The 26,499-nt window shown below is 64.1% G+C and carries 23 protein-coding genes; 10 read left to right on the top strand and 13 right to left on the bottom strand.

Annotation, left to right across the window (positions count from 1 at the left end):
• Positions 1 to 3 precede the first annotated feature (3 nt).
• The 4 genes from AC2FNA_RS10145 to bcp form a co-directional block, all read right to left on the bottom strand.
• Positions 4 to 519, bottom strand: a complete 516-nt coding sequence (locus AC2FNA_RS10145) for a bactofilin family protein (RefSeq protein ID WP_234143949.1) — start codon at positions 517 to 519, stop codon at positions 4 to 6.
• Entirely contained in the window at positions 509 to 1,837 is a 1,329-nt protein-coding gene (locus AC2FNA_RS10140; RefSeq protein WP_234143951.1) for a DUF5930 domain-containing protein, read from the bottom strand. The genes AC2FNA_RS10145 and AC2FNA_RS10140 overlap by 11 nt, the downstream gene beginning before the upstream one ends.
• A gap of 189 nt (positions 1,838 to 2,026) precedes the next feature.
• Positions 2,027 to 2,842: a ferritin-like domain-containing protein gene (locus AC2FNA_RS10135; RefSeq protein WP_496826384.1), complete on the bottom strand. Its 816-nt coding sequence runs from the start codon at positions 2,840 to 2,842 to the stop codon at positions 2,027 to 2,029.
• Positions 2,843 to 2,859: 17 nt separating this feature from the next.
• Positions 2,860 to 3,321 carry a thioredoxin-dependent thiol peroxidase gene (bcp, locus tag AC2FNA_RS10130; RefSeq protein WP_496826162.1) on the bottom strand — a complete coding sequence of 154 codons (462 nt, stop codon included), beginning with the start codon at positions 3,319 to 3,321 and terminating at the stop codon, positions 2,860 to 2,862.
• Between the two features lie 61 nt (positions 3,322 to 3,382).
• Here bcp and AC2FNA_RS10125 point away from each other — a divergent pair, with 61 nt between their 5' ends.
• From AC2FNA_RS10125 to AC2FNA_RS10110, 4 genes are all read left to right on the top strand, one after another.
• Complete coding sequence (locus AC2FNA_RS10125; RefSeq protein ID WP_496826160.1) at positions 3,383 to 6,796, top strand: YhdP family protein; 3,414 nt, start codon at positions 3,383 to 3,385, stop codon at positions 6,794 to 6,796.
• A 69-nt stretch (positions 6,797 to 6,865) separates the two neighbouring features.
• Positions 6,866 to 7,915 (top strand): tRNA preQ1(34) S-adenosylmethionine ribosyltransferase-isomerase QueA, encoded by a 1,050-nt coding sequence (gene queA / locus AC2FNA_RS10120; RefSeq protein ID WP_496826158.1) that lies wholly within the window; start codon positions 6,866 to 6,868, stop codon positions 7,913 to 7,915.
• A gap of 101 nt (positions 7,916 to 8,016) precedes the next feature.
• Positions 8,017 to 9,279 (top strand): MFS transporter, encoded by a 1,263-nt coding sequence (locus AC2FNA_RS10115; protein WP_496826156.1) that lies wholly within the window; start codon positions 8,017 to 8,019, stop codon positions 9,277 to 9,279.
• Positions 9,280 to 9,394: 115 nt separating this feature from the next.
• The gene (locus AC2FNA_RS10110) at positions 9,395 to 9,976 is read left to right on the top strand and encodes a DUF924 family protein (RefSeq protein WP_496826154.1); all 582 of its coding nucleotides are present in this window, start codon (positions 9,395 to 9,397) and stop codon (positions 9,974 to 9,976) included.
• Between the two features lie 2 nt (positions 9,977 to 9,978).
• Here AC2FNA_RS10110 and AC2FNA_RS10105 read toward each other — a convergent pair whose 3' ends face one another.
• Positions 9,979 to 10,395, bottom strand: a complete 417-nt coding sequence (locus AC2FNA_RS10105; RefSeq protein ID WP_496826153.1) for a hypothetical protein — start codon at positions 10,393 to 10,395, stop codon at positions 9,979 to 9,981.
• A 190-nt stretch (positions 10,396 to 10,585) separates the two neighbouring features.
• Between AC2FNA_RS10105 and lpdA the strand changes: the two genes are divergently transcribed.
• Positions 10,586 to 11,980 (top strand): dihydrolipoyl dehydrogenase, encoded by a 1,395-nt coding sequence (lpdA, locus tag AC2FNA_RS10100; protein ID WP_496826151.1) that lies wholly within the window; start codon positions 10,586 to 10,588, stop codon positions 11,978 to 11,980.
• 60 nt (positions 11,981 to 12,040) lie between these two features.
• Here the strand turns inward: lpdA and AC2FNA_RS10095 are convergent, their stop codons facing one another.
• Positions 12,041 to 13,738, bottom strand: a complete 1,698-nt coding sequence (locus tag AC2FNA_RS10095; protein ID WP_496826149.1) for a vWA domain-containing protein — start codon at positions 13,736 to 13,738, stop codon at positions 12,041 to 12,043.
• 189 nt (positions 13,739 to 13,927) lie between these two features.
• Here AC2FNA_RS10095 and AC2FNA_RS10090 point away from each other — a divergent pair, with 189 nt between their 5' ends.
• Positions 13,928 to 14,488 carry a methyltransferase domain-containing protein gene (locus tag AC2FNA_RS10090; protein ID WP_496826147.1) on the top strand — a complete coding sequence of 187 codons (561 nt, stop codon included), beginning with the start codon at positions 13,928 to 13,930 and terminating at the stop codon, positions 14,486 to 14,488.
• Between the two features lie 6 nt (positions 14,489 to 14,494).
• Here AC2FNA_RS10090 and AC2FNA_RS10085 read toward each other — a convergent pair whose 3' ends face one another.
• A complete protein-coding gene (locus AC2FNA_RS10085; RefSeq protein WP_496826145.1) occupies positions 14,495 to 14,854 on the bottom strand; it encodes a rhodanese-like domain-containing protein in 360 nt (119 codons plus the stop codon).
• A gap of 168 nt (positions 14,855 to 15,022) precedes the next feature.
• Between AC2FNA_RS10085 and uvrA the strand changes: the two genes are divergently transcribed.
• The gene (uvrA, locus tag AC2FNA_RS10080) at positions 15,023 to 17,881 is read left to right on the top strand and encodes an excinuclease ABC subunit UvrA (protein ID WP_496826143.1); all 2,859 of its coding nucleotides are present in this window, start codon (positions 15,023 to 15,025) and stop codon (positions 17,879 to 17,881) included.
• Between the two features lie 21 nt (positions 17,882 to 17,902).
• Here the strand turns inward: uvrA and AC2FNA_RS10075 are convergent, their stop codons facing one another.
• Positions 17,903 to 18,337 carry an excinuclease ABC subunit A gene (locus AC2FNA_RS10075; RefSeq protein WP_496826141.1) on the bottom strand — a complete coding sequence of 145 codons (435 nt, stop codon included), beginning with the start codon at positions 18,335 to 18,337 and terminating at the stop codon, positions 17,903 to 17,905.
• A 122-nt stretch (positions 18,338 to 18,459) separates the two neighbouring features.
• On the opposite strand from AC2FNA_RS10075, the gene AC2FNA_RS10070 reads away from it, so the two are divergent.
• The 3 genes from AC2FNA_RS10070 to AC2FNA_RS10060 all read left to right on the top strand — a co-directional run bounded on the left by AC2FNA_RS10070 (position 18,460) and on the right by AC2FNA_RS10060 (position 21,437).
• Positions 18,460 to 19,245 (top strand): MmyB family transcriptional regulator, encoded by a 786-nt coding sequence (locus tag AC2FNA_RS10070; RefSeq protein WP_496826139.1) that lies wholly within the window; start codon positions 18,460 to 18,462, stop codon positions 19,243 to 19,245.
• 51 nt (positions 19,246 to 19,296) lie between these two features.
• Positions 19,297 to 19,878, top strand: coding sequence for a VOC family protein (locus AC2FNA_RS10065; protein ID WP_496826137.1), 582 nt, complete (start codon positions 19,297 to 19,299; stop codon positions 19,876 to 19,878).
• A 92-nt stretch (positions 19,879 to 19,970) separates the two neighbouring features.
• The gene (locus AC2FNA_RS10060; RefSeq protein ID WP_496826135.1) at positions 19,971 to 21,437 is read left to right on the top strand and encodes a sulfatase-like hydrolase/transferase; all 1,467 of its coding nucleotides are present in this window, start codon (positions 19,971 to 19,973) and stop codon (positions 21,435 to 21,437) included.
• 3 nt (positions 21,438 to 21,440) lie between these two features.
• Here AC2FNA_RS10060 and AC2FNA_RS10055 read toward each other — a convergent pair whose 3' ends face one another.
• From AC2FNA_RS10055 to AC2FNA_RS10035, 5 genes are all read right to left on the bottom strand, one after another.
• On the bottom strand, positions 21,441 to 21,833 hold the full coding sequence (locus AC2FNA_RS10055) for a hypothetical protein (protein ID WP_496826134.1): 393 nt from the start codon (positions 21,831 to 21,833) through the stop codon (positions 21,441 to 21,443).
• Between the two features lie 182 nt (positions 21,834 to 22,015).
• The gene (mmsB, locus tag AC2FNA_RS10050) at positions 22,016 to 22,888 is read right to left on the bottom strand and encodes a 3-hydroxyisobutyrate dehydrogenase (protein WP_496826132.1); all 873 of its coding nucleotides are present in this window, start codon (positions 22,886 to 22,888) and stop codon (positions 22,016 to 22,018) included.
• 2 nt (positions 22,889 to 22,890) lie between these two features.
• Positions 22,891 to 23,931 (bottom strand): enoyl-CoA hydratase/isomerase family protein, encoded by a 1,041-nt coding sequence (locus tag AC2FNA_RS10045; protein ID WP_496826130.1) that lies wholly within the window; start codon positions 23,929 to 23,931, stop codon positions 22,891 to 22,893.
• 7 nt (positions 23,932 to 23,938) lie between these two features.
• Positions 23,939 to 25,081, bottom strand: coding sequence for an acyl-CoA dehydrogenase family protein (locus AC2FNA_RS10040; protein ID WP_496826128.1), 1,143 nt, complete (start codon positions 25,079 to 25,081; stop codon positions 23,939 to 23,941).
• A 196-nt stretch (positions 25,082 to 25,277) separates the two neighbouring features.
• Entirely contained in the window at positions 25,278 to 26,393 is a 1,116-nt protein-coding gene (locus tag AC2FNA_RS10035) for a carboxylate-amine ligase (protein WP_496826127.1), read from the bottom strand.
• Positions 26,394 to 26,499: the final 106 nt, after the last annotated feature.

Below are 26,499 nucleotides of genomic sequence, written 5' to 3'. Positions count from 1 at the left end.
GCCTCAGGCGCTTTCAGGCTTGGGCGCGGGTGCGGCCGCGGCCGGGTTGGCGGCGGGCTTGGCGGCGCGGCCCGGGTTCAGCGGGTCGTCCTGACGCTGCACCGAGCCTTCGAAATGGGCACCGCTCTCGATCGCGATGGTCTTGTGGATGATATCGCCCTCGACCCGCGCGGTCGAGGTCAGGCGCACCTTGAGGCCCCGCACCCGGCCCACGATCCGGCCATTGATCACCACGTCATCGGCGGTCACTTCGCCCTTGATGGTGGCGGTCTCGCCGATGGTGAGCAGATGCGCGCGGATATCGCCCTCGACCGAGCCTTCGACCTGGATGTCACCGGTGGTCTTGATATTGCCGGTGATATGCAGATCCGAGGACAGGATCGACGCCGGCGGCTTGGGCTTGGGCGCAGCTGCCTTGTAATCGCTCGGAGCGGGCGCGGCAGGAGCCGCGGGCGCGGCGGGTTTGGCCGCCTCGGGGGCCTTGGGGGCGGGCTCGTTGATTTTGCTCTTAGAAAACATTGCGTGAAGCCTTGATGTAAGTCATGGGGTTAACGGGTCTGCCGTTGACATGCACCTCATAGTGCAGATGCGTCCCGGTGGACCGACCGGTGCTACCCATATCAGCAATATGATCCCCGCGCGAGACCCTTTGGCCGACCTTTACACGGAGTTGCGAGTTATGGGCGTAATAGGTCTCGATCCCAAAGGCGTGGCGGATCTTGATCAGCTTGCCAAACCCCGACTGCCAGCCCGCGTGGGTAACGACACCATCGGCGGTGGCATGGATGTCGGTTCCATGCTTGCCGGCGAAATCCGACCCGTTATGCATGCGCTTGCCGCCGGTCTTGGGATCGCGGCGATAGCCGTAGCCGCTGGTAAAACGCACCGCGGCACGCACCGGCGAGGCAAAGGGCGCCTGTTCGGCGGCGATCCGGTAGAGGTTCAGCTGATCCATCTGTTGCAGCAACTGGTTCGCGCGCAGCTCGTCGGCCGAGGGTTCTTCACCGCGCGTGCTGAAGGATAAAGGGGTCAGCGGCCCGCCCTGGCCGCTATAGCCGCGCCGAACCTCCTCGATGATGCGGTCGGTGGGCATGCCGGCGCTGCGGAACATCTTGTCCAGCGGTTCCAGCGAAATGGTCATTGCCTCTTCGAGTTGGCGGAAGATCTGGTCATTGCGCTCTTCCATCAGCTTGATTTCCAGCTCCAGCTCGGCGCGGGCTGCCAGCGCCGATTGCGCATCGGCGCGGATCTGGTCGCGCTGTTCGGCAGTGCGTTCCAGTGCTGCGGCCATGAAATCCATCTGGGCGGGCACTTCGGCGGCGACCTGCTCGACAGCGGCGGTATCGCCTTTCTCGTCCAGCAGCCGTTCCAGCTCGGCGCGTGCCACTTCGCGCTGGCGCATCGTGGCGCGCAGGGTTGTCTGGATCACTTCGACCCCGGTTTCCAGCTCGCGCCGGCGGTTTTCCGAGGCGAGCAGTTCCGTTTGCATCGCTGAAATCTGGGTAAGGGCGGCGTTGAACCGTTGCTGTGCCGCGACCGCCTCGTCGGCGCGGGCGTCGCGCTCTTGCGAAAGCGCGTTCAGACGTTCCTGATAGGTGGCCTGATCGCGCTTGGCCTGTTCGCGGAAATTGCTGGCACCGATGCTGTCCATCAACAGGATGGCGGTGGCGACGATGGTCCAGGCAACCAGCAATGTCGCACCCCCAAAGGCGATCAGCTGAGTCTCGGACTTGAGCCGGATGAACCGGGTATCGCTGTCGGATTTCAGAAAGACACGGCGTTCGGGAAACCTGCTTTCCAGAAACGCGTGGATTTTGATTGCCAGACGTGTTCGCACGCGCCCATCCCTGTGTTGTCCCCTCGCAAGTCCCCGGGATGTGAGTGGTACCGGGGCCTTGGCCCGTGTGAATACCGGCGTGGTGCCGATCGGGCAAGTTTCTTTACCAGATGAAGGGGAAGCGTGCCCATCGCGGTCCGGTTTCGGCGAAAAACCGCCGAAACCATGCGTTTGCATGGGGTATTCTGGCTAGATGCCGCGATCGCGCTGGGGTGTTTCCTCGGCCAGCGGCCAGTAGAAATCGGGCGGGAGCCCCGCCTCGGCGCGTTTTTCCTCGTTGAAGGGGGGCTTCAGCGCCCCGTGGAAATAGCGCCGGACAAGCGCGTGGAACGCGTCCTTGGGATCGGTATTCTCGCGCCCGCACAGGAAATGGAACCATTTCGAGCCATAGGCGACGTGACCCACTTCCTCGGCATAGATCACCTCGAGCGCGGCGACCGCCTGTACCAGCCCGGCCTTGCGGAAAATGTCGATCATCCCCGGTGTCACATCCAGCCCGCGCGCTTCGAGCACCATGGGCACCACCGCCAGCCGGCCCATCAGGTCCTCTGCCGTATCCTCAGCGGCGCGCCACATGCCGGCATGGGCCGGAAGGGCGCCATAAAAACTGCCGATATTCTCAAGAACATCGCAGACCATGTTGAAATGGCTGGATTCCTCGTCGGCACATTTCACCCAGTCGTCGTAGAAGCCAACCGGCATCGACACATGGCCGAACCGCGCGATGATGTCCCAATGAAGGTCGACCGCGTTCAGCTCGATATGCGCGACCGCATGCAACAGTGCGATGCGCCCGGCCTCGGACCCCGGACGCCTGCGGGGCACGTCGCGGGGGCTGAGCAGTTCGGGCCGCTCGGGCCGGGCGGGATGCAGCGGCGGGTGCGCAGTGCCCACCGCGATCGGTTCGGCCTCACCCTTGCGGGCGGCAAACCAGGCGGCGGCGTGGCGGCGCGACAGGGCGGTCTTGGCGCGGCCGTCGGCGGTGGTCAGCACCTCGACGGCCATTTCGGTCAGGGTCAGGCTCACAGGGCGCGCACCGCGTCCAGCACCTCGTCCACATGACCCGCGACCTTGACCTTGCGCCAGATGCGCGCGATCCGGCCCTCGGCGTCGATCAGAAAGGTCGACCGTTCGATCCCCATGGATTTCTTGCCATACATGTTCTTTTCCACCCACACGCCATAGCGTTCGCAAACATCGCTTTCGGCATCGGAAAGCAGCGGCGTGGTCAGCCCGTGCTTGGCGACGAATTTGTCATGTTTGGCAACAGTATCGCGCGAGATCCCCAGGACCTGGGCGCCGGCATCGGCAAAGGCCTGCAAATTATCGGAAAAGCCGATGGATTCCTTGGTGCAGCCCGGAGTATCATCGCGGGGATAGAAGAACAGAACAACCGCGCGACCGCGCAGGTCGGACAGGCTGATCTCGCCGCCGCCATCGCGGGGAAGCGTGAATTCGGGGGCAATATCTGTGACGTCGGGCATCTGGGCACTCCGGCTGGGTTTCATGACTAGGTTACGCGCATAATAGGTCGCGGCGGAGAAGTTGGAAGACATCGACAAGACCTCGGGCGGGGACAAACCCGGAAAACCACGCCGCAGCCGGCGTCGGGTGACGTTGCTGTGGGCGATGCGCGGCACCGTGCTGCTGGTGTTTCTGGCGGTCTTTTCCGGGTTGATGCTGTTGGGCCAGACCCTTCAGGCGCCACCCTGGCTGCAATCGCGGGTCGAGACGCGGCTGACCCAGGCGCTGGACGGGGTCAGCATCCGGTTTGGCGGCGTCTACTTCGTGATCAACAAAGGCTGGCGCCCGCGTCTGCGCCTGCGCGATCTCGAACTTTCCGATGCGGGTGGCCGGGTGATCGCCCGTCTTGCGGATGCCGAGGCCAGTCTGGCGATGCGGCCCTTGTTGCGCGGTCAGGTCCAGCCCAAGCGGATCGTGCTGAATGGCGCCTCGGCCACGCTGCGGCGCGATGCCCAGGGACAGTTCTCGCTGTCGCTGGGCGGGCAGGGTGGCGGTTCGGTGGGACAGGCGCCGACATTCGGAGAATTGCTGGAATCCTTCGATGCCGTGTTCCTGCATCCTCAGCTTGGCGCGCTCAGCTCGGTTGAGCTGACGGCAGTGTCGCTCGACTACGAAGATTTGCGTCAGGGGCGCGGCTGGACGCTGGATGGCGGCCAGGTTCTGGTTACCCGAGGTGGCGGTGACCTGCGCATCGCCACCGAGTTCTCGCTGCTCAGCGGGCGCGACTATGCCAGCCGGTTCGAGGCCAATTATACCAGCACGCTTGGTGAACCCTCGGCCAGTTTCGGTATTTCGATCGAGGATCTGGCCGCCGCCGATATCGCGGCCCAGGCGCCCGCGCTGGCCTGGTTGCAGGTGCTGGACGCGCCGATCTCGGGCGCGCTTCGCGGTGGGTTCGACGCGGCGGGTACGCTGACCCCGATTTCGGCCACGCTCCAGTTCGGGCGCGGGGCGCTGCAACCCAACCCGAACACGAGGCCGATTCCCTTCGCCTCGGCACGCACCTATTTTACCTATGACCCGGCCGAGCAGCGGCTGAGCTTTGCCGAGGTGGCGGTGGACAGCGCCTGGGGCGCGGCCCAGGCAGAGGGGGTCGCTTATCTCGATGGGGTCGAGCATGGGCGGCTCGACCGGCTGGTGGGACAGTTCGGCCTGCATGGTCTGCGAGTCAATCCCGCCGGGGTCTATCCTGAACCGCTGACCGTCGACCGGGCCGAGGTCGATTTCCAGATGACCCTCAACCCGTTCCGCCTGCGGATCGGGCGGATGGATGTGATCGACGATGGCCGGACGCTGCGGCTGGACGGGGATCTGGGGGCCGCGCCCGAGGGCTGGCAACTGGCCCTCGACGCGCAGCTGGACGCGATCACCCCGGCGCAGGTCCTGTCCTATTGGCCGGAAACCGTCGCGTCGAAACCGCGCGAATGGGTGACCGAGAACTTGGTCGAGGCGCAGCTGAGCGATCTTGACCTCGCGCTCAGGCTCCGGCCCGGGGCGCCGCCTGACCTCTATGCCGATTTCGACTTTGCCGAAGCGCAAATCCGCTATGCCAAGACGCTGCCGCCGTTGACCCAGGCGCGGGGCCAGGCCAGCCTGCTGGGGGGCCGTTTCGCGGTGACTGCCGATGCGGGCGTGGTGGTGACCGCCGAGGGGGGCGAGATCGACGCCACCGGCACCTCGTTCATCATTCCTGATATCGGCATTCGCAAATCGGCGCCGGGCATCGCCCGGATCTCGGCGAGCGGGCCGGTCACGGCCGCACTTTCGCTGTTGAACGAGCCGCCGCTCAGCATCCTCGACAAGGCCAACCTGCCCGTCGATCTGGCGCAGGGGCACACGCGCCTGTCGGGGACGTTGGCCTTGCCGCTCAAGGACAAGGTCACGATCGCCGATATGGAGTTCCACCTTGCCGGTGTGCTCGAAGGCGTGGCGAGCGAGGTGCTGGTGCCCGGCACGCCCGTTTCGGCGCCCCGACTGGAACTGACAGGGGACCAGACCAGGATCGCGCTGCAGGGTGCGGGTCTTTTCGGTACGGTCCCGGTGTCGATGCGCTGGCAGCAGCCGCTGGGACAGGGACAGCGCAGCAACTTGACCGGACGTATCGCCTTGACCCCAGATCTGGTGCGCGAGCAACGTCTGGGCCTGCCCGATGGCATGGTGACTGGGGCTGGCGAGGCGCAGTTCAGCCTTGGCATCGGCGGGGGCGAGCCGCTTCGGCTTGAAGCGCAATCGGATCTGGCGGGGGTGCGCCTGTCGCTGCCGGAGCTGGGCTGGTCGAAACCTCCCGGCAGCACGGGCCGGATGGCGCTGGTCGCGACACTTGGGCAGGGCGGGCAGGTCGAGGCAATCGAGGTAGATGCCGCCGGTTTGCGCATGCGGGGCAGTGTCGAGTTCAAGCCCGACCGCAGTTTCGAGCGCGCCCGTTTTACCTCGTTCGAGCTTGGAGACTGGTTGGCGGTGCCGGTCGAACTGATTGGGCGTGGCGCCGGGGCGGCGCCCGATATCGCGGTGCAGGGCGGCACGCTGGACCTGCGCCGCGCCCGGTTCGGGAGCGGTTCTTCGGTCGGGGACGGCGGTGGCGTGGCTCCGGCGGTGAACCTGGTTCTCGACCGGTTGCAGGTCTCCGACAGCATGACGCTGACCGGTATGCGTGGCAGTTTCTCTACCGGCGGCGGGCTGAACGGTCGGTTCACCGGGGCGCTGAACGGGCAGGTGCCGATCACGGGGCAGATGATCGGGCGCGGTGCCCGCAGTGCGGTGTTCCTTCAGGCCGAAGATGCCGGCGCGGTTTTTCGCGCTGCCGGGATCCTCGACCAGGCGCATGGTGGAAGCTTTCAACTGGCGCTTGAGCCGGTCGGCGCCGAAGGCAATTACGACGCCCAATTGCGGGTGCGCAACACGCGGGTACGTGACGCGCCTGCGATGGCGGCGCTCTTGAACGCGGTGTCGCTGGTGGGGCTGCTTGACGAAATGTCGGGACAGGGCATCCTGTTCGGCGAAATTGACGGCAGGATGCGGCTGACGCCCAGGACGCTGACGATTCTCGAAGGCAGCGCCGTCGGCCCGTCGATCGGGGTGTCGATCAACGGTACCGTGGATACGGAAAACCGGGTGCTTGACCTGCGTGGCGTGGTCTCGCCTATCTATCTGCTCAACTCCATCGGCAGCGTGCTGACCCGCAAGGGAGAGGGGCTGATCGGGTTCAACTATACCCTGACCGGGCCGATGCAACGTCCACAGGTGCTTGTTAATCCCCTGTCCGGGCTGACGCCCGGCTTTCTGCGCGACATGATCCGGGCGCCCGCGCCCAGCCTACCGGCGGTGCCCGAGGAAAACGCCGCCCCCGCGCCAGCCGCACCGGCGACCACGCCCGCCCCCGCGCCGCAACCTGCGCCCGCGCCGCGACCTGAGCCGTCGCACGGCGGGGATCGCTAGAGCGGTCGTCCGCTTGATCGGCGAATTGCCTGTGGTCAAAGCACGTGGCGCGCTCTATAGGCGCGGGCCATGAAGCTCAGCGATTTCGATTTCGACCTGCCCGACGACCTGATTGCCACGCGGCCCGCCCAGCCGCGATCCTCTGCGCGCCTGCTGGTGGCGCGGGGCGACGCGATCACCGATGCGGTGGTGCGCGATCTGCCCGACTGGCTGCGTCCGGGTGACCGGCTGGTGCTCAATGACACGCGGGTGATCCCCGCACGGCTGAGCGGCACCCGCCAGCGCCAGAGCGCGCAAGGGCCGGTCACGGCCCGGATCGAGGTCACCTTGCTGGAGCCGCGCGCCGATGGCGGCTGGAGCGCCCTGGCAAAACCTCTGCGCAAGTTGCGCGAAGGAGAAACCGTCAGCTTTTCCAGTGAGCTGTCGGCGGATGTCGAAGTGATCAAGGACGGGCAGACGCAACTGCGTTTCAACCTGACCGGCCCTGATTTCGATGCCGCGCTGGCCCAGGCGGGTGCGATGCCGTTGCCGCCCTATATCGCCGCCAAACGCGCCGCCGACGAGCAGGACAAGACCGATTACCAGACCGTCTGGGCCCGCCATTCCGGCGCGGTGGCAGCGCCCACCGCCTCGCTGCATTTCGACGAGGCGCTGCTGGCGGCGCTGGCCGCACACGGTGTTACCTTTACCCATGTTACCCTGCATGTGGGTGCGGGTACCTTCCTGCCGGTCAAGGTCGAGGACGTGACCACCCACAAGATGCATGCCGAATGGGGGCGGGTCAGTGCCGAGGCCGCGGCCGAGATCGCCGCCACCAAGGCGGCAGGCGGCCGGGTGATTCCGGTTGGCACCACCGCGCTGCGCCTGATCGAAAGCGCCGCGCGTGGCGGGCAGATCGCGCCCTGGGAGGGTGAGACCGATATTTTCATCTATCCCGGCTTCGAATTCCGCGTTGCCGACGGGTTGATGACCAATTTTCACCTGCCCAAGTCGACGCTGCTGATGCTGGTCTCGGCCCTGATGGGGCAGGATCGCATTCGCGAAATCTATGCCCATGCGGTGGCAAATCGCTATCGGTTCTTCTCTTATGGGGATGCGTCGCTTTTGCTGCCGGGCTAGGCGATAACGGATGAGACCCGGACCCGTTTGTCATGGACAAGCAGAGGTTCGACCCTTGATACTTTGGGCTGAGCGCCCGCAACCGCACAAAGGCAATCACGATGCTTCAGGTTCTTTCCAGCGCATGGGCGCTGCTTTTGGGCATTGGCCTGTTGATGGTGGGCAACGGTCTGCAAGGCACCCTCTTGGGTGTGCGGGGCGAGATCGAGGGGTTTTCCACCTTCGAGATGTCGTTGGTGATGTCGGCCTATTTCGTCGGTTTCCTGGGCGGCTCGCGCATGGCGCCCGAGATGATCCGCCGGGTCGGGCATGTGCGGGTGTTCGCGGCGCTGGCCTCGTTCATCTCGGCTGTGATGATCCTCTATCCTGCTTTTGCAAATACCTATGTCTGGATGCTGGGGCGGGTGATCATCGGCTTCTGTTTTTCGGGCGTTTATGTCACTGCTGAAAGCTGGCTGAACAACGCCGCCGACAACACCAACCGGGGCAAGGCGTTGTCGCTTTACATGATCGTGCAGATGACCGGTATCATCGTGGCCCAGGGGCTGATCCAGGTGGGCGACCCGGGCGGTTACGAGGCGTTCATCATCGCCTCGATCGTGGTTTCGATCTCGTTTGGTCCGATTCTGCTGTCGATCTCGCCGACGCCGGCCTTTGACAGCACCAAACCGATGAGCCTGAAGGCACTGATGCAGACATCTCCGCTGGGCTGTGTCGGCATGTTCCTGCTGGGCGGCGTGTTCTCGGCCCAGTTCGGGATGAGCGCGGTCTATGCCGCCAATGTCGGTCTGACGCTGTCGCAACTGTCGATCTTTGTCGCCACCTTCTATGTGGGCGCGCTGGTGGTGCAGTATCCGCTGGGCTGGCTGTCGGACCGGATGGACCGGCGGGTGCTGATCCTGTTTGTCGCGCTGGTCGGCGGCGGCGGTGCGATGCTGGGCGCGGTGATGGGTGGCCAGTTCGAATTCCTGCTGCTGGCGGCGCTGATCATCGGTGGGCTGTCCAACCCGCTCTATTCGCTGCTGATCGCCTATACCAACGACTATCTCGACTATGACGACATGCCGGCGGCCTCGGGCGGGTTGGTGTTCATCAACGGGCTGGGGGCGATTGCCGGTCCGGTCACCACCGGTTGGCTGATGTCGGACGGGGTGTTCGGCCCGCCGGGCTTCTTCTTCTTCATCGCATCGCTGATGTTCGCGACCGCCGCCTATGCCGCGTATCGCGCGACTCAGCGCCCCTCGACCCCGGTCGAGGAGACCAGTTCCATGGCCTACATGTATCCAACCGCCTCGCCGGTGGCGATCGAGATGGCGCAAGAAGTGGCATTCGAGGCCGATCAGGAGGCAGAAGAGCAGAAATAGGCGATTTTTCCCCTTGCTTCATGACGCATTGTTGCAAATCGTTACTGTTACAGAATTGTAAAAAGGCGTTTAATCCCCAGTAACCTGGGGACAAAAGGAGAGTGGAGACAGACCGATGGTCGGCCCCGAAGACGTATTGAAGTTCTGGCTGGACGAAGTGGGTCCCGCCGGATGGTATGCCCAGGACGAGGCGTTGGACGCCCGGATCAGGGACAAGTTCCAGCCCACATGGGAAGCAGCCGCAGAGGGCAGGTTCTCGCTGTGGCTCACCTATCCCAGCGGGGTTCTGGCCTATATCATCCTCACCGATCAGTTCCCCCGCAACATGTTCCGCGGCTCGGGTCAGGCCTTTGCCACCGACCGGGCGGCGCTGATTGCCGCCAAATGCGCGGTGGACAAGGGCTGGGATCTGAAGATCGACGAACCGGCGCGGCAATTCTTCTATCTGCCGATGATGCATTCCGAAAACCTGTGCGATCAGGAACGCTGTGTGCGGCTGATGTGCCAGCGGATGCCCGAATCAGGTGCATCGAACCTGTTGCATGCGCGCGCCCATCGCGAGGTGATCCGCAAGTTCGGTCGGTTCCCCTATCGCAATCAGGCGCTTGACCGGGCCAGCACCCAGAGCGAGGCCGACTATGTCTCGCATGGCGGTTATGGCGCCACAGTGCAGCAATTGCAGCGCAAGGCGAGCTAGGTTCAGGCGCCGTCCGACGCCGGCTTGCAGCCGCGAAGGTCCGAAAGTCCGCGTACCAGACGGTCGGCAGCGGTCTCGAAGGCGCGATCCAGCAATTGATCGGGCAGGGTGGCCAGATTGGCCATCCGCGCCTGCATCCCGTCAAGGCGCGTTTCCAGCGCATCGAGGCGGTTATTAAGCCGCTCTGCCGCCTCTGTGCCCTGTGCGGCGCCCAGATCGGCGCGGAGGCCGGAAAGCTCGGCCCGAACCCCGGCGACCTCATCCCGCAACGGTGCCAGCTCGGCGATCCCGGCGGAAACGCGCTCACTTACCGTGTCCACGGTCGCCATCATCCGCCAGCCCAGGAACAGGCAAAGCGCCACCAGGATCAGCGTTGCATTCAGAAATGCCAGAAACAGGTCCTTGAGGGTTTTCTTCACGTCCGCTCTCCACATCGCCGGTCCTGCCCTCGGTTCTAGCGCAAAGACAGGTGCCGGTATAGGCTGGCATGGCGGGTGTATCGCCGCTGTCCCTGCGTCACATTTGTCGCGGAGGAGGACTGTTGATGTGTGCAAAAAATTAGTTTAATGGTAAACTAGTTTTCAGAGCGGGTCTGGCCGAGGGAAGAACATGGCTGAAAAATCCTATGACGTGATTGTAATCGGTGCCGGACCGGGGGGCTATGTGGCTGCCATCCGCGCGGCGCAGCTGGGGCTCAAGACCTGTGTGGTCGAGCGCGAGCATCTCGGCGGCATCTGCCTCAACTGGGGCTGCATCCCGACCAAGGCGCTGTTGCGCTCGTCCGAAGTGTTCCACCTGATGGAGCGCGCCAAGGAATTCGGGCTGAAGGCCGACAATATCGGCTATGACCTCGACGCGGTGGTGAAACGCTCGCGCGGGGTGGCCAAGCAGCTTTCGGGTGGCATCGGCCATCTGATGAAGAAGAACAAGATTGATGTGGTGATGGGAGAGGCGACGATCCCGGCCAAGGGTAAGGTCTCGGTCAAGACCGACAAGGGCACCCAGGACCTGACCGCCAGGAATATCGTCTTGGCCACCGGAGCCCGTGCGCGCGAACTGCCGGGGCTCGAGGCGGATGGCGATCTGGTCTGGACCTACAAGCACGCGCTGCAACCGGTGCGGATGCCCAAGAAACTGCTGGTGATCGGCTCGGGCGCCATCGGCATCGAATTCGCCAGCTTCTACAACACGTTGGGCGCCGACACGACCGTGGTCGAGGTGATGGACCGCGTGCTGCCGGTCGAAGACGCCGAAATCAGCGCCTTTGCCAAGAAGAGCTTTGTCAAGCAAGGCATGAAGATCATGGAGAAATCCATGGTCAAGCAGCTGGACCGCGCCAAGGGAAAGGTCACTGCCCATATCGAGACCGGCGGCAAGGTCGAGAAACTGGAATTCGACACCGTGATCTCTGCCGTGGGTATCGTCGGCAATGTGGAAAATCTCGGGCTCGAAGCGCTGGGGGTCAAGATCGACCGCAGCCATGTGGTGACCGACGCCTATTGCCGGACCGGGGTCGAGGGGCTGTATGCCATCGGCGATATCGCCGGCGCGCCCTGGCTGGCGCACAAGGCCAGCCACGAGGGCGTGATGGTGGCCGAGCTGATCGCGGGCAAACATGCCCACCCGGTCAAACCCGAAAGCATCGCAGGCTGCACCTATTGCCACCCGCAGGTGGCATCGGTCGGCTATACCGAGGCCAAGGCCAAGGAGCTGGGATACGACATCAAGGTCGGCCGCTTCCCCTTTATCGGCAACGGCAAGGCGATTGCACTGGGTGAGGCCGAAGGCATGGTCAAGACCATCTTCGACGCCAAGACCGGCGAACTGCTGGGCGCTCATATGGTCGGGGCCGAGGTGACCGAGATGATCCAGGGCTATGTGGTGGGACGCCAGCTGGAGACCACCGAAGAGGACCTGATGCACACGGTCTTCCCGCACCCGACGCTGAGCGAGATGATGCACGAAAGCGTTCTGGACGCTTACGGTCGCGTCATTCATATGTAAGATCAGTCGTTTCTGTGGAAGATATAACCCTTGCCCAGCGTTGCCGGGCGAGGGTTTTTCTTACTCGACCACCACCGTGCGGCGGGCCAGGATACGCGCGTCCGCGACGGTCGAGACATAGCGCAGCTCGTAGGTGCCGGGCGTGTCCGGGGCCTGCACCTGCACCGTCGCACCATCGCTGGCATAGGCATAACCGAGATAGTCCAGCACGCCCGCCTCCGGGGTGACAAAGGTAACATAGTCCCCGTCATAGGCCGGGCCGGTATGACTCATCGCCACCAAGCTGCCCGCCGCCACCCGGTCAGGCGCTTCCAGCGTCACGCTCAGGTCAGTCACCGTGATGGGCTGGCTCACGGCCACCGAACTGTCCTGACCCACCACATAGCGCAGCTGATATGCGCCGGGTTCCAGCGGCATCCGCAGCCCCACGGGGTTGCCGTCGCGCACATAGGCATAGGTCAGGTAATCGTTGCCATCGCTGCTGGCGTCCAGCTTGGCCACGGTCAGGAAATCCTCGTCAAAGCCGCCGCCCGACCATTCCACCTGCACCAGACTGCCCGCCGGGGCAGTGCCTGGTGCATCCAGAGAGAAACTGCGCTCGCTCACCGTGATCGGCAGGCGGGCCAGCGTCTGGATCCCGTCCGCCAGCACATAGCGGATCTCATATTCGCCCGGTTCCACTGGCAGGCGCAGCGGCAGCGGGTTGCCCTTGGCGGTATATTCAAAGGTCAGATAGCTGGCGTCGTTCGCCCCCACCGGACCGGCGGTCAGATAATCGCCCTCGCCATCCGGGCCGGTCCAGGTCACCTCGACCATGCCGCCCGCCATCCCACTGGCAGGCGCCGAGAGGGTGGCGGCGGGCAGCGTTTCGGCAAAGACGATCTCGACCCCCTCGCGCCCGCCGGGTTTCAGGGTGACCCGGCGTTCCTCGACTGTCTCATCCGACAGGCGCAGGGCGCGGACCAGGTAAGTGCCGGGGGGCAGCTCGGCCTCGCCGCTCATCCCCTGGGTCGCATCCATGGCCTGTGCGCCATCTTCGGTGAACACTTCCCATACCACTTCCACCTCGCGAAAGGTGCTGCCATAGGACTCGGTCGCGGAATAGATCAGCCGGGCGGGGCCGGGCGCGGGGTCAGGCTTTACCGTGGCGGCGGCGGTCAGGGCGGCACCCAACTCGTCAGCGTTCGAGGCGCTGTAAAAGGTGCCGCCGGTCTGGTCCGCCAGGCATTGCATCTGCGCCAGCGCCTGCGGATCGTCGATATCGAACCCCACGACATGGGCGGTGAAATCGACGCCCGCCGCCTCCAGCGCGGCAGCGGTGGCGCAGGGATCGGCGTCACAGGTCTCGACCCCGTCCGAGACCAGGATCACGGTGGCCTTCTCCTCGGTATAGCGCAGCGCTTCGGCAGCCTGCCGCACCGCCTCGAGCATCGGCGTCTTGCCCTTGGGCTTCAGCCCCTGCACAGCGCCGGTGATGGCCGCCCGGTTGCCGGGTGCGGGGGGCACCAGCGTTTCGATATCCGCACAGTCGCCCTTGCGCCGGTGACCGTAAACGGTCAGCCCCAGTGGCTGTTCGGCGGGAAGATTGCCAAGCAGGTCATTTACCACGTCGCGGGCTATGTCGATCTTGGCCTTGCCCTCGATCTGCCCCCACATCGAGCCGGACCCGTCGAGAACCAGAATGGCCGAAGGGTGCTCCTGGGCGGCAAGGGGGGCGGAAAGGCACAGCGTCAACGCGGTCAGTCCAATTCTTTTCATTCAAAACCTCGTCTACAAAGCGAATTTTCCACGCGAAATTCCGTCGCACTGCGGCAGATTACGATCTGTCGGGCGGGTCGAAAGGGGAAAAACGCAGCCCTCCGGCGCTTTTGTGCGATGCGTGGAGCAATAGCGTCTGGACGGGCCGCGTAGGGGCTGCTTACCTGTCCCGGACAACAGGAGGAACGCGTGGCCAGTCTGAACCGTATCGCAATGGCACGGTCGAGCCGCCGGATGATCCGTGACCTAGGCCCCGAGGGGTTGGAGGTTGCCGAGATTTCGGGAAAATGGGGGCAGCAGTTCCCGTTCCGCAGCTATCGCCGCTTCATCTATCCCGAATACGACATATGTGCCGGGCCCTATTGCGACGAGGCCGGGGAGATCGAGCAATTCGACCTGATTCTGGCCAATCAGGTCTGGGAACATCTGGACCGGCCTTATGAGGCGACGCTGAACGTGCTGGAAATGCTGCGACCGGGCGGGCATTTCTGGCTGGCGGTGCCGTTCTTTGTTCCGTTTCACGCGGCGCCCATGGACAATTCGCGCTGGTCGGCGCGGGGCTTGCGGAATTTCCTGATTGAATGCGGCTTTGCCGAGGGTGAGATTAGGGCCGAGCAATGGGGCAATCGCCATGCGGCCTTGCGCAATCTCGAAACGCCCTGGCCCCCGGAATACCGTCCCGAGACCGATCCGCTGGACAACGATCCGAATTTTCCGATCTGCGCCTGGGCGATTGCCCGCAAGACCTGACGCCTGTCAGGCGCGCTCGATCCGGCCGCCCGCGCGGGCCCAATGTCCGAGACCGCCCAGATTATGGACTTCGGGATAACCCAGGCCCAGCAACAGCTTACGCGCCCGGGCCGAACGTCCGCCCGAGGCGCAATAGACCGCGATCCGCGCCGCATCCTTCAGGCGCGGCTCGAACTCCGGATGGCGGCGGTCGGCTCTGTCCGACAGGCGCATCAGCGGGATGTGCAGGGCGCCGGCGGCCTTGCCGGTGGCGGCCAGTTCCCCCGCCTCGCGCACGTCGATCAGCAGCAGGTCACCGCGGTTGGCCGCGTCGACCGCCTCGCTGACGCTGAGTCCCGACGGGGCGTGTTTGCGGAAAAAGAACATCTGGAACCTGTCCGAGTGGTTGCGGGTTTCGCCAATTTAACATTCAATACATTGAATGCAACGCCAAAACCTTTGCATCTGACATTTGTTCCCTTTACGTTCCGTTAATCGGGTTGGAGACTCACGGCGCTTCGCCTATCTCTGTGGCATTGGGTCCGAGGGCAGTTCATGGCTGAGCAGAAGTTCATCGAGGTACGCGGCGCGCGCGAGCATAATCTCAAAGGGATCGACGTGGATATTCCGCGCGATCAGTTGGTGGTGATCACCGGCCTTTCCGGCTCGGGCAAGTCGAGCCTGGCCTTTGACACGATCTATGCCGAAGGGCAGCGACGCTATGTCGAAAGCCTGTCGGCCTATGCGCGCCAGTTTCTGGACATGATGGAAAAGCCGGATGTGGACCATATCAGCGGTCTTTCCCCGGCGATTTCCATCGAGCAGAAGACCACCTCGAAAAACCCCCGCTCGACCGTGGGTACGGTGACCGAGATCTATGACTATATGCGGCTGTTGTTCGCGCGCGCGGGCACGCCCTATAGCCCGGCCACCGGTCAGCCCATCGAGGCGCAGCAGGTGCAGGACATGGTCGACCGGATCATGGCGATGGAGGAGGGCACGCGCGGCTATCTGCTGGCCCCCATCGTGCGCGACCGCAAGGGCGAATACCGCAAGGAATTCCTGGAACTGCGCAAGCAGGGCTTTCAGCGGGTCAAGGTCGACGGCCAGTTCTATGAGCTGGACGAACCGCCGACGCTCGACAAGAAGTTCCGCCACGATATCGACGTGGTGGTCGACCGCATCGTGGTGCGCGAGGGGCTGGAGACCCGGCTGGCCGACAGCCTGCGCACCGCGCTCGATCTCGCCTCGGGCATCGCGATTCTAGAGACCGCGCCCAGCGAGGGCGAGCCCGAGCGCATCACCTTTTCGGAAAACTTTGCTTGTCCGGTCTCGGGCTTCACCATCCCCGAGATCGAACCCCGCCTGTTCTCGTTCAACGCGCCTTATGGCGCCTGTCCCAAATGCGACGGCCTGGGGGTCGAGCTGTTCTTTGACGAACGCCTCGTGGTGCCAGACCAGAGCCTCAAAGTCTATGACGGCGCGCTGGCGCCCTGGCGTAAGGGCAAGTCGCCCTATTTCCTGCAAACCATCGAGGCCATCGCCCGCCATTACCAGTTCGACAAGAACACCCCGTGGAAGGATCTGCCCGAGAAGGTGCAGCAGGTGTTCCTGCGCGGCTCCGGCGACGAGGAAATCCAGTTCCGCTATGACGAGGGCGGCCGCGTCTATCAGGTCACCCGCAGTTTCGAAGGCGTCATTCCCAACATGGAGCGCCGCTATCGCGAGACCGACAGCAACTGGATCCGCGAAGAGTTCGAGCAATACCAGAACAACCGGCCCTGCGGTGCCTGCGGTGGCTTCCGGCTGAAACCCGAGGCGCTGGCGGTCAAGATCGCGGGTCTGCATGTGGGTCAGGTGGTGCAGATGTCGATCAAGGAGGCTTATGCCTGGATCGACACCGCGCCCGCTGCGCTGAGCGCCCAGAAAAACGAGATCGCCCGGGCCATCCTCAAGGAAATCCGCGAGCGGCTTGGTTTCTTGAATAACGTTGGATTGGAATATCTTACGCTGTCACGTTCAAGTGGCACGTTGTCGGGCGGCGAAAGCCAGCGCATCCGATTGGCCAGCCAGATCGGTTCCGGCCTCACCGGTGTGCTCTATGTGCTTGACGAGCCGTCCATCGGTTTGCACCAGCGTGACAATGACCGCCTGCTGACGACGCTCAAGAACCTGCGGGATCAGGGCAATACGGTGATCGTGGTCGAACATGATGAGGAAGCGATCCGCGAGGCCGATTACGTCTTTGATATCGGCCCCGGTGCGGGCGTGCATGGCGGGCAGGTGGTCAGCCACGGCACGCCCGCCCAGATCGCCGCCGATGCGGCCTCGGTCACCGGGCAATACCTGTCGGGCAGCCGCGAGATATCGGTCCCGGCCGAGCGCCGCCCGGGCAACGGCAAAAAGCTGACGGTGGTCAAGGCGACGGGCAACAACCTGCGCGAGGTCACCGCAGATTTCCCGCTGGGCAAATTCGTCTGTGTCACCGGTGTTTCCGGCGGAGGTAAATCGACGCTGACCATTGAGACCCTGTTCAAGACCGCCAGCATGCGCCTCAACGGCGCCCGTCAGACGCCCGCGCCCTGCGAAACCATCAAGGGGCTCGAGTTCCTCGACAAGGTGATCGACATCGACCAGCGCCCCATCGGGCGCACCCCGCGGTCAAACCCCGCCACCTATACCGGCGCCTTCACGCCCATCCGCGACTGGTTCGCGGGCTTGCCCGAGGCCAAGGCGCGCGGCTATAAGCCGGGGCGGTTCAGCTTCAACGTCAAGGGTGGCCGGTGTGAGGCCTGCCAGGGCGACGGCGTCATCAAGATCGAGATGCACTTCCTACCCGACGTCTATGTCACCTGCGAAACCTGCAAGGGCGCGCGCTATAACCGCGAGACGCTGGAGGTGAAGTTCAAAGGGAAGAGCATCGCCGATGTGCTTGATATGACTGTGGAAGACGCGCAGGAGTTCTTCAAGGCGGTGCCGTCGATCCGCGAAAAGATGGACGCGCTGTCGCGCGTCGGTCTCGGCTATATCAAGGTCGGCCAGCAGGCCACGACGCTTTCGGGCGGCGAGGCGCAGCGGGTGAAGCTCAGCAAGGAACTCAGCCGCCGCTCGACCGGGCGCACGCTCTATATTCTCGATGAACCCACCACCGGCCTGCATTTCGAGGATGTGCGCAAACTGCTCGAAGTGCTGCATGAGCTGGTCGAACAGGGCAACACGGTGGTGGTGATCGAACACAATCTGGACGTGGTAAAAACCGCCGACTGGATCATCGACATCGGCCCCGAAGGCGGCGATGGCGGCGGCATGATCGTGGCCGAGGGCACGCCCGAGGATGTGGCCGCAAGCGAGCGCAGCCACACCGGGCGCTACCTGAAACCGATGCTCAACCCCGAAAGAGTGGCGGCGGAATAACCGCCGCTACCCCGGGTGCGCTCAGGCAGGATGCGCCCGCGCCTGCCGTGCCAGCAGCAGCGGCACCAGGAACAGGGCCAGAAACCCGCTGTTCATCACCACGTTGAACGCGGCCCCGGCCAGCACCGATCCGGCGCTGTCGATCACGAACCAGGCCAGCACCCCGCGCAGGATGATCCGCCCGCCAGTCTCGGCGTCGCGGGCATAGACGTCGCGCACCACCTGCCAGATCATCACGCCCAGCCCGACCAGCAAACCGCCGCTGATCGAGGTCATCAACCGCACGGCGGCGCTGTCCAGCCGGTCTGCCCCGTCCAGCGGCAATATGGCAAGGTCCAGGAACATTTCGAAGGGCGCGCGCTGGTCCAGCGCGATGGTGGCGAACATCGCCAGCCCGAACAGCGCGCTGACAACAGCGGCGAGCGACAACAGGCGGGTGGCGCGATCATGGGTCATCTCAACTCTCCATTTCTGATGCTGGGGTCAGCCTGCCACCACACATCGCGGCAAAACAATTACCTGAGGGGTAAGTGAAATCCGCACCCGATCCCCTATGCTGGGACAAGCGGAGGGCAGGGATGACGGATACATTCGGAGTTGTACTACGGGAATGGCGCCAGTTGCGCCGGATGAGCCAGATGGATCTGGGCCTCTCCGCCGGGGTCTCGCCCCGCCACATCTCGTTTCTGGAAACCGGGCGTGCCCGACCCAGCCGGGGCATGGTGCTGCGGCTCTGTGACGAGCTGGAGGTGCCCGGCAGCGCCCGCAACCGCTGGCTCACATCGGCGGGGCTGGCGCCTGCCTATCACAACCGGGCAGGTGATGCGCCCGAAATGGCGCCGCTGACGCAGGCGGTGGACTGGATGCTGTCCCGCCACGCGCCCTATCCAGCGATGGCGGTAGACCGGCACTGGTGCCTCAAGGCGATGAACCACCCTGCCCAGGCGATGTTTGCCGCCACCGGGCTGGGGGCGGGGGACAGTCTGATCGACGCGCTTCTGGACAATCCCGCGCTGGCGGCAGCGCTGGAGAACCGGGCCGAGATCGAACGGCTGAGCCTGACGCGCCTGCGCACCGAGCTTGCGCATTTTGGGCAGGACCCGGTGCTGGAACAGGCGGTGGCCCGGTTGGCGGAACGGGTCGCGCAACAGCCGGGCGCCGTCGATGCTCCGATGCCCGCCGTGATCCCGGCGCGTTACAGGCTGGGGGCGGCGGCGCTTTCCTTCTTCACCACGATCACCCAGTTCGGCGCCACTGGCGACATCGCCATGTCCGAACTCAGGATCGAGATGTTCTTTCCCGCCGATGACGCCACCCGGCACGCGGTACAGGTGCTCTGGGGGAATGCAACGCCCGGAGATTGAGACACCGAGCCATTGCGCTATGCTTTGACCGGGGATCAGAGGAGGACGACAATGCGCAAGTTGCAGACCCAGGGCGTACATCACATCACCCTGACCGGCGCCGACCGGCAGAGCACCATCGACTTCTGGGAGGGGGTACTGGGCATGCCCTTCGTGTTCGACCAACCCAATCTCGACAATCCGGACGAGGGCCATGTCTATTTCGACCCCGGCGACGGGCGCCTGATCACCGTCTTCACCAACGAGACGCGCAAGGGAACGCCCGACCGCACGCCTACCGATCCGGGCTGCGTGCATCACATCGCCTTCAACGTGTCACAGGCCACGTTCTGGCAGGCGGTTGAACGTCTGGACGAGCGCGGCATCGAGCATTCCGGCCCGCGCGACCGGGGGTTTATGGATTCGATCTATTTCAAGGATCCGCTGGGTCTGTTGATCGAACTGGCCAGCTATCGGTTCGACCCGCCGGTGGGTTGCACCCATGCCGATGTGCTGATCCGCGCGCACCGGATCCGGGTGGCGCGCGGTGACTACAATATCGACCGCATCCATCTGGCCGATGCAATCGAGGCGCTGGTGAGCGACCGGCAGGATAGCCTGTCCAAGGATCGGGGGCCGAAAAACCCCTGGTAAGTACGGGGGTGGGAAGTCAACTTCCTTGCTGACACCGCCACATTTGGCGGTCCATGATGCTTGCGACCCTTCCCGAGTTGAAAGGACGCCTGATGGCAACGCGGAAACGGCCCAACATCCTGCTGGTTATGGCCGATCAGATGACGCCCTTCATGCTCGAGGCCTGCGGTGGCACCGGTGCCCGCACCCGGCATCTGAGCCGACTGGCCGACCGCGCGGTGCAGTTCACCAATGCCTATACGCCCAGCCCGATCTGTGTGCCGGCCCGATCCTGTTTCATGACTGGGCTGTATACCTCGACCACCGGTTGCTACGACAACGGCGATCCCTATCACAGTTTCCTTCCCACCTTTGCCCATTACCTGACCAATGCGGGCTATGAAACGGTGCTGTCGGGCAAGATGCATTTCATCGGCGCCGACCAGTTGCACGGATTCCAGCGGCGCCTGAACCCCGATATCTACCCTTCGGGGTTCCTGTGGTCCTATCCGCTGCCGCCCGAAGGGGACGCCTCTTTCCAGGCCTTTGATTTCACGCCGCAATACCTGGCTGAGAATATCGGACCCGGCTGGTCGAAAGAGCTGCAAATTGACGAGGAGACCCAGTTCCGGGCGCTGGAATACCTGCGCCACGCCCCGGACAGGCCCTGGATGCTGACCGTCTCCTTTACCAACCCGCATCCGCCCTATGTGGTGCCGCGCCCCTATTGGGAGATGTACAAGGACGCCGACATCCCGCTGCCGGACTATCCGGGTGACATGGACGCGCGGTATTCCGATTTCGATCACGCGCTGCGGCGCTGGCACGGCCTGCATCAGCGCGGCCACGAGATTCGCGACCCCCGGAACCTGATCGCCATGCGGCGCGGCTTTGCGGCGCTGGCTCATTATGTCGACGACAAGATCGGTGCGTTGCTCGAGGTGCTGGACGAGACCGGCCAGCGCGACGAGACGGTGATCATCGTCACTTCGGATCATGGCGAGATGCTGGGCGAAAAGGGGCTGATCCAGAAACGCAGCCTCTATGAATGGTCGGCACGCATCCCGCTGATCATCGACCTGCCCGGCGCGGCACCCAGCCGGATCGACACGCCGGTGTCGCTGCTGGACCTGCCCGCCACGCTGATCGAGTTGGCCGGTCAGACACCGGTCGCGCCGCTCGAGGGACGATCCCTGCTGGGCGCGGTGCGGGGGCAGGGGCTGGATACCGTACCCATAGTTTCGGAGTACCATGGCGAGGGCATCATGCGGCCCAGTTTCATGGTGCGGCTGGGCGACTGGAAATATCATTATTGCCATGGTTCGGCGCGGCAGCTCTACAATCTGGCCGAGGACCCGGGCGAATGGCACAACCGGGCCGGAGAGCCGGACCTTGCCGAAACCGAGGCGCGGCTTGACCGGGTGATCACCGGCGGCAGTTTCGATCTGGAGCGGATCGCGCGCGAGGTCTGGGAGCGGCTGCCGCTCAAACAGGTGGTCAACGCCGCCATGCAGCGCAACGGCACCGCCTGGGATTATCGTCCCGACCCGGATACGGGCCGGAACTATGTGCGCTCGTGACGCTCAGTTCAGGATGTCGGCCACAGCACCGATCAGGTTCAGCACCTTGTGGGTGTCGCGATCGACCTGATACACATAGTCGCCCGCCCGAACGTAATAGCCATTCTGCTTCAGACCATAGCGATACGGGTTGTCGATCCAGACATAATCCCCGTCGATACGGTCGCCGATGCCATAGCGCGCCTTCAACTGTCCGGGCGGCACACAGGGCACCGCCTTCTTCGCCAGGCCCGGCGGACAGTGCACCGCGTTGGCCGGGTTGGCCGAGCGGGTCACCTTGACCTTGTTCTCGCCCTTCTGGGCGCCCTTGCCATTCCCATTGCCATTTCCGGCCAGCACCGGTGCGGCTGACAGGGCCAGGCTCAGGACAAGCAATCCCGGGAGTATCCGTTTCATGCGTTTACCTTCCGATTGCGTCCGGCGACTGGCCGGATCTGGGAAATAGATGAGGTCAAAACGGGTTTTGTGCAAATCGATACGCGAAAACCCGCCGGCAGGGGTGCCGAGGGGTCTGGCTTCTTTCTGGTGAGAAATACTCCCGGGGTGAATTGGCCGCAGGCCAAGAGGGGCGGCGCCCCTTATCCCCGTGTGCGTTTCTCGAACCGGGGCAGCATGGCGCTGAAATCCATGCCCTTGCCATCCTCTTCCTCGACGAACCGGGCGTATAGCGCCTCGGCCAGCTGACCCATCGGCGTATCCGCATCGGCGCTGCCGGCGGCCTGCTGGCTCAGCCGCAGATCCTTGAGCATCAGTTCGGCGGCGAAACCGGGCTTGTAATCGTTGTCGGCGGGCGATTGCGGCCCCACTCCCGGTGCCGGGCAATAGGCGTTCATCGTCCAGCTATAGCCCGACGAGGTCGAAACCACGTCGAACATTTTCTGCCGGTCCAGCCCCAGCTTGTCGGCCAGCGCAAAGGCCTCGCAAGTGGCGATCATGGTCACGCCCAGGATCATGTTGTTGCAGATCTTGGCGGCCTGTCCGGCGCCTGCATCGCCGCAATGAACGGCCTTCTGCCCCATGATGTCAAACAGAGGCTTGGCCTTTTCAAAGGCCGCCTCCGAGCCGCCCGCCATGAAGGTCAGCGTGCCCGCCGCCGCACCACCGATCCCGCCCGAGACCGGCGCGTCGACCGCCAGGAGCCCAGCCGCCTCGGCATCAGCCGCCACCGCGCGGGCGCTGTCCACATCGACGGTCGAACAATCGACCAGCGCCGCGCCAGCCGTCATCGCCGGGATCACTTCGGCCGCGACCGCGCGCAGGATCTGGCCGTTGGGCAGCATGGTTACCACCACATCGGCACCGCGCGCGGCCTCGGCCGCGCTGGCCGCGCGGGTCACGCCCGCCACCTCGACCGGCGCCATGTCAAAGCCGGTCACTTCGTGACCGGCCTTGGCCAGATTGGCCGCCATCGGCGCCCCCATATTGCCCAGACCGATGAAACCGATTTTCATGCCTATTCCTCCTCGAATGTCAGCGCCTCGGCGCCCAGCGGCTGCAACATGGCCGAAACCGCCACCGCGGGCACCGTCAGATCGGCATATTGCCAGCGCGGATTGCGATCCTTGTCGATGATCTGAGCGCGGATCCCTTCCAGGAAATCGCCCTTGTCCATCGCACGATAGGTGAAGCGGTATTCCAGCTCCAGCGCCTTGCGGATGCTCAGCGTCGCGCCGCGAAGCCGGTGCAGCATCTCCACCGTGCAGGCCATGGACAGCGGCGAATTCCGCTCGAGGCCGGCGAGAATTTTCGACGAAAATTCTCCGCCATCGCCTTTGAGCGAGGTCAGGATATCCCCCAACGTCTCGCCGCCGAAATGGCGGTCGATCTCCGCCTGCATGGCGCGCAACTCGCCCGGGGGCGGTGTCTGCGTATGCGAGGCCAGCACAGCCGGATCGCCCGAGGCCTCGAGCATCTCGATCAGCCCCCCCCAGTCACCCATCGGAATGAAAAGATCGGCAAACCCGGCATGGATCGCGTCATCCGGCCCCATCCGCCCGGCGGTGGTGCCCAGGTATTCGCCCAGCCGCCCCGGCGCCAGCGCCAGCATCAGCGTGCCGCCCACATCCGGAACCAGCCCGATGCCGCATTCGGGCATCGCGATCTTGCTGCTTTCGCCCACCACCCGGTGCGAGCCGTGACAGCCGATGCCGACTCCACCACCCATGGTGAAGCCCTGCATGAAGCTCACCACCGGCTTTGGATACTCGAAAATCATCGCATTCATGCGATACTCGTCGCGCCAGAAGGTGCGACCATAGCCGTAATCGCCCTTGGTGCCGGTGTCATACAGCTCGGCAATGTCACCCCCGGCGCAGAACGCCTTGTCGCCCTCGGCGTCGATGATCACCAGCGCGACATCATCGTCCTCGCGCCAGTTCCTGAGCGCCGCGTCGATCGCCATGCACATGTCATAGCTCATCGCGTTCAGCGCCTGCGGGCGGGTCAGGGTGATCCGCCCGGCGCGTCCCGTGACCCGGATGTCGATATCTGCCATCTGATCCTCAGCGGTTGGCCAGCATGTGGCGGGCGACAATCACCCGCATGATCTCGTTGGTGCCTTCCAGGATCTGGTGCACCCGCAGGTCACGCACCAGCTTCTCGATGCCGTAATCGGCAAGATAGCCGTAACCGCCATGTAGTTGCAGGCACTGATCCACCACTTTGGAACCGGTCTCGGTGACGAATTTCTTGGCCATGGCGCAGAACTTGGTGGCATCGGGCGCCTTGTTGTCCAGCTTCCACGCCGCCTGGCGCAGGAAGGTGCGCGCGGCCTGCAATTCGATCTCCATATCCGCCAGCCGGAATTGCAGCGCCTGGAACTGGTCGATGGATTTGCCAAAGGCCTTGCGCTCGCCCATGTATTGCAGCGTCATGTTCAACGCCGTCTGCGCCGCGCCCAGGCTGCACGAGGCGATATTGAGCCGCCCGCCATCCAGCCCCATCATCGCGTATTTGAACCCGTCGCCCTCGACGCCGACCAGGTTGCCCGCGGGCACCTTGCAATCATCGAACTGCACCTGGGCGGTGGGCTGGCTCTTCCACCCCATCTTCTGCTCCAGCGCGCCAAAGCTCAGGCCGGGCGTGCCATCCTCGACATAGACGGTCGAGATGCCCTTGGGCCCGTCCTCGCCGGTGCGTACCATGCAGACATAAGCATCTGAATAGCCGCCGCCCGAGATGAAGGCCTTGGTGCCGTTGAGCACATAGCCCTCGTTGGTCTTCTCCGCCCGCGTCTTCAGCGCCGCCGCGTCCGAGCCGGACCCCGGTTCGGTCAGGCAATAGCTCAGCACCGTGTTGAGCGACAGAACATCGGGCATCACCCGCGCCTTCAACTCGTCGCTGGCGAAATTGTCCAGCATCTTGGCGCACATGTTGTGGATCGACAGAAAGGCCGCGACCGAAGGGCAGGCCATGCTCAGCGCCTCGAACACCAGGGTGGCATCCAGCCGGCTCAACCCGGCGCCGCCGGCCTCCTCGGAGACGTAAAGCCCGCCAAAACCCAGCTCGCCCACCTGCGGCCACAGGTCCTTGGGAATGGTGCCCTCGGCCTCCCATTGCCGGGCATAAGGCGCGATATTGTCCTGGCCGAATGCGTGGGCCATGTCGAAGATCGCGGTCTGTTCCTCGGTCAGTGCAAAATCCATGACGTTTCCTCCATCGGCAGGACAGCAGAATTGAACAGTTGTTTATTTCTTACCGCCGCGCCGGTATCCGATCAAGCGTCAATGCCGCAAATACCCTATGCAGAAATGCAAAGCGCGCCGCCCTAAGCACTTTCACTTTGCCTTAAATACTCCGGGGTGAATTGGCCGCAAGCCAAGAGGGGCAGCGCCCCTCCGACTATAAATCCGCGTGGAACTCCTCGATCAGGTGGCGCACAACGGCACGCCCCGCATCCTCGCCCCGGGCCAGCGCCTCGGCATGGACCCGGCGTTGTCGGGTGGCCGAATTGCCATGTTCGGCGATCTGGCGCAGCCGGGCGATCTCGGGCAGGGTGCCGAGAGCCTCGGCATCTTCCGACAGCATGCCCATCAGCTCGTCCATCAGCACCGTCATCGGCTTGAGCGAGCGGTCGCCGAAATCGATCAGCCCTTCGCCCACGCCATAGCGCTGCGCGCGCCAGCGGTTCTCGCCCACCAGAAACCGGTCGTAATGGCGCCAGCGCAGGTTGCGCGCCTTCAACCGGCACAGCATCCGCATCAGCGCCTGGTTCATCGCCGCCAGCGACAGCGCATGTTCCAGCCGGGGCTGAACATCCATGATCCGCGTCTCCAGCGTCGGGAACCGGTGTGAGGGGCGCAGGTCCCACCAGATCTTGGTAGTGTCCTCGATTACCCCCAGTTCGACCAGAATGCCCGTGGTGCGTTCATACTCCGCCCAACTTGCAAATGTGGGCGGCAGGCCCGTGCGCGGCAGGTTGTCGAAGATGGTCAGCCGGTAAGAGGACAGACCGGTATCCTCTCCGTTCCAGAAGGGGGACGAGGCCGACAGCGCCAGCAGATGCGGCAGGAAATAGCTGAGCTGTGGCATCAGATCGGCGCGTAGTGATTTGTCCTCGACCCCGATATGCACATGCATGCCACAGATCAGCATCCGCCGCGCCACCCCGCCCAACGCATGTTGCAGCGCGTCGTAGCGTTCCTTGCGAGTGTGGTGCTGGTCCTTCCAACTGGCGAACGGGTGGCAGGAGACCGCGATCGGGGTCAGGTTATGCTCGGCCGCCCGTTTTGAGACGCAGGCGCGCAGACGTTTCAGATCGTCGCGCGCGGCGGCAATGGTGGCATGGGGGCGGGTGCCGACCTCGATCTGGCATTGCAGGAATTCCGGGCTGACCTGGCCTTCGCAATCGGCCTGACAGGCTTCCATCAGCGCCTCGGGCGCCTCGGCCAGATGCAGGCTGTCGCGGTCGACCAGCAGATATTCCTCTTCGATGCCGAGTGTGAATTCTTTTTGCATGACCCCTCCACTGCCGGTTTCAGACCAGTGAACAGGCAACAGGTGGCTTTGCCAAGCAGGAATGGCGTTGGCCTGACGCGCCGGGACGGGTAAGGAACGGGCCGGG

Source organism: Ruegeria sp. YKSD163 (genome assembly GCF_059612905.1).
This window is presented reverse-complemented; position numbering and strand designations above follow the sequence as displayed.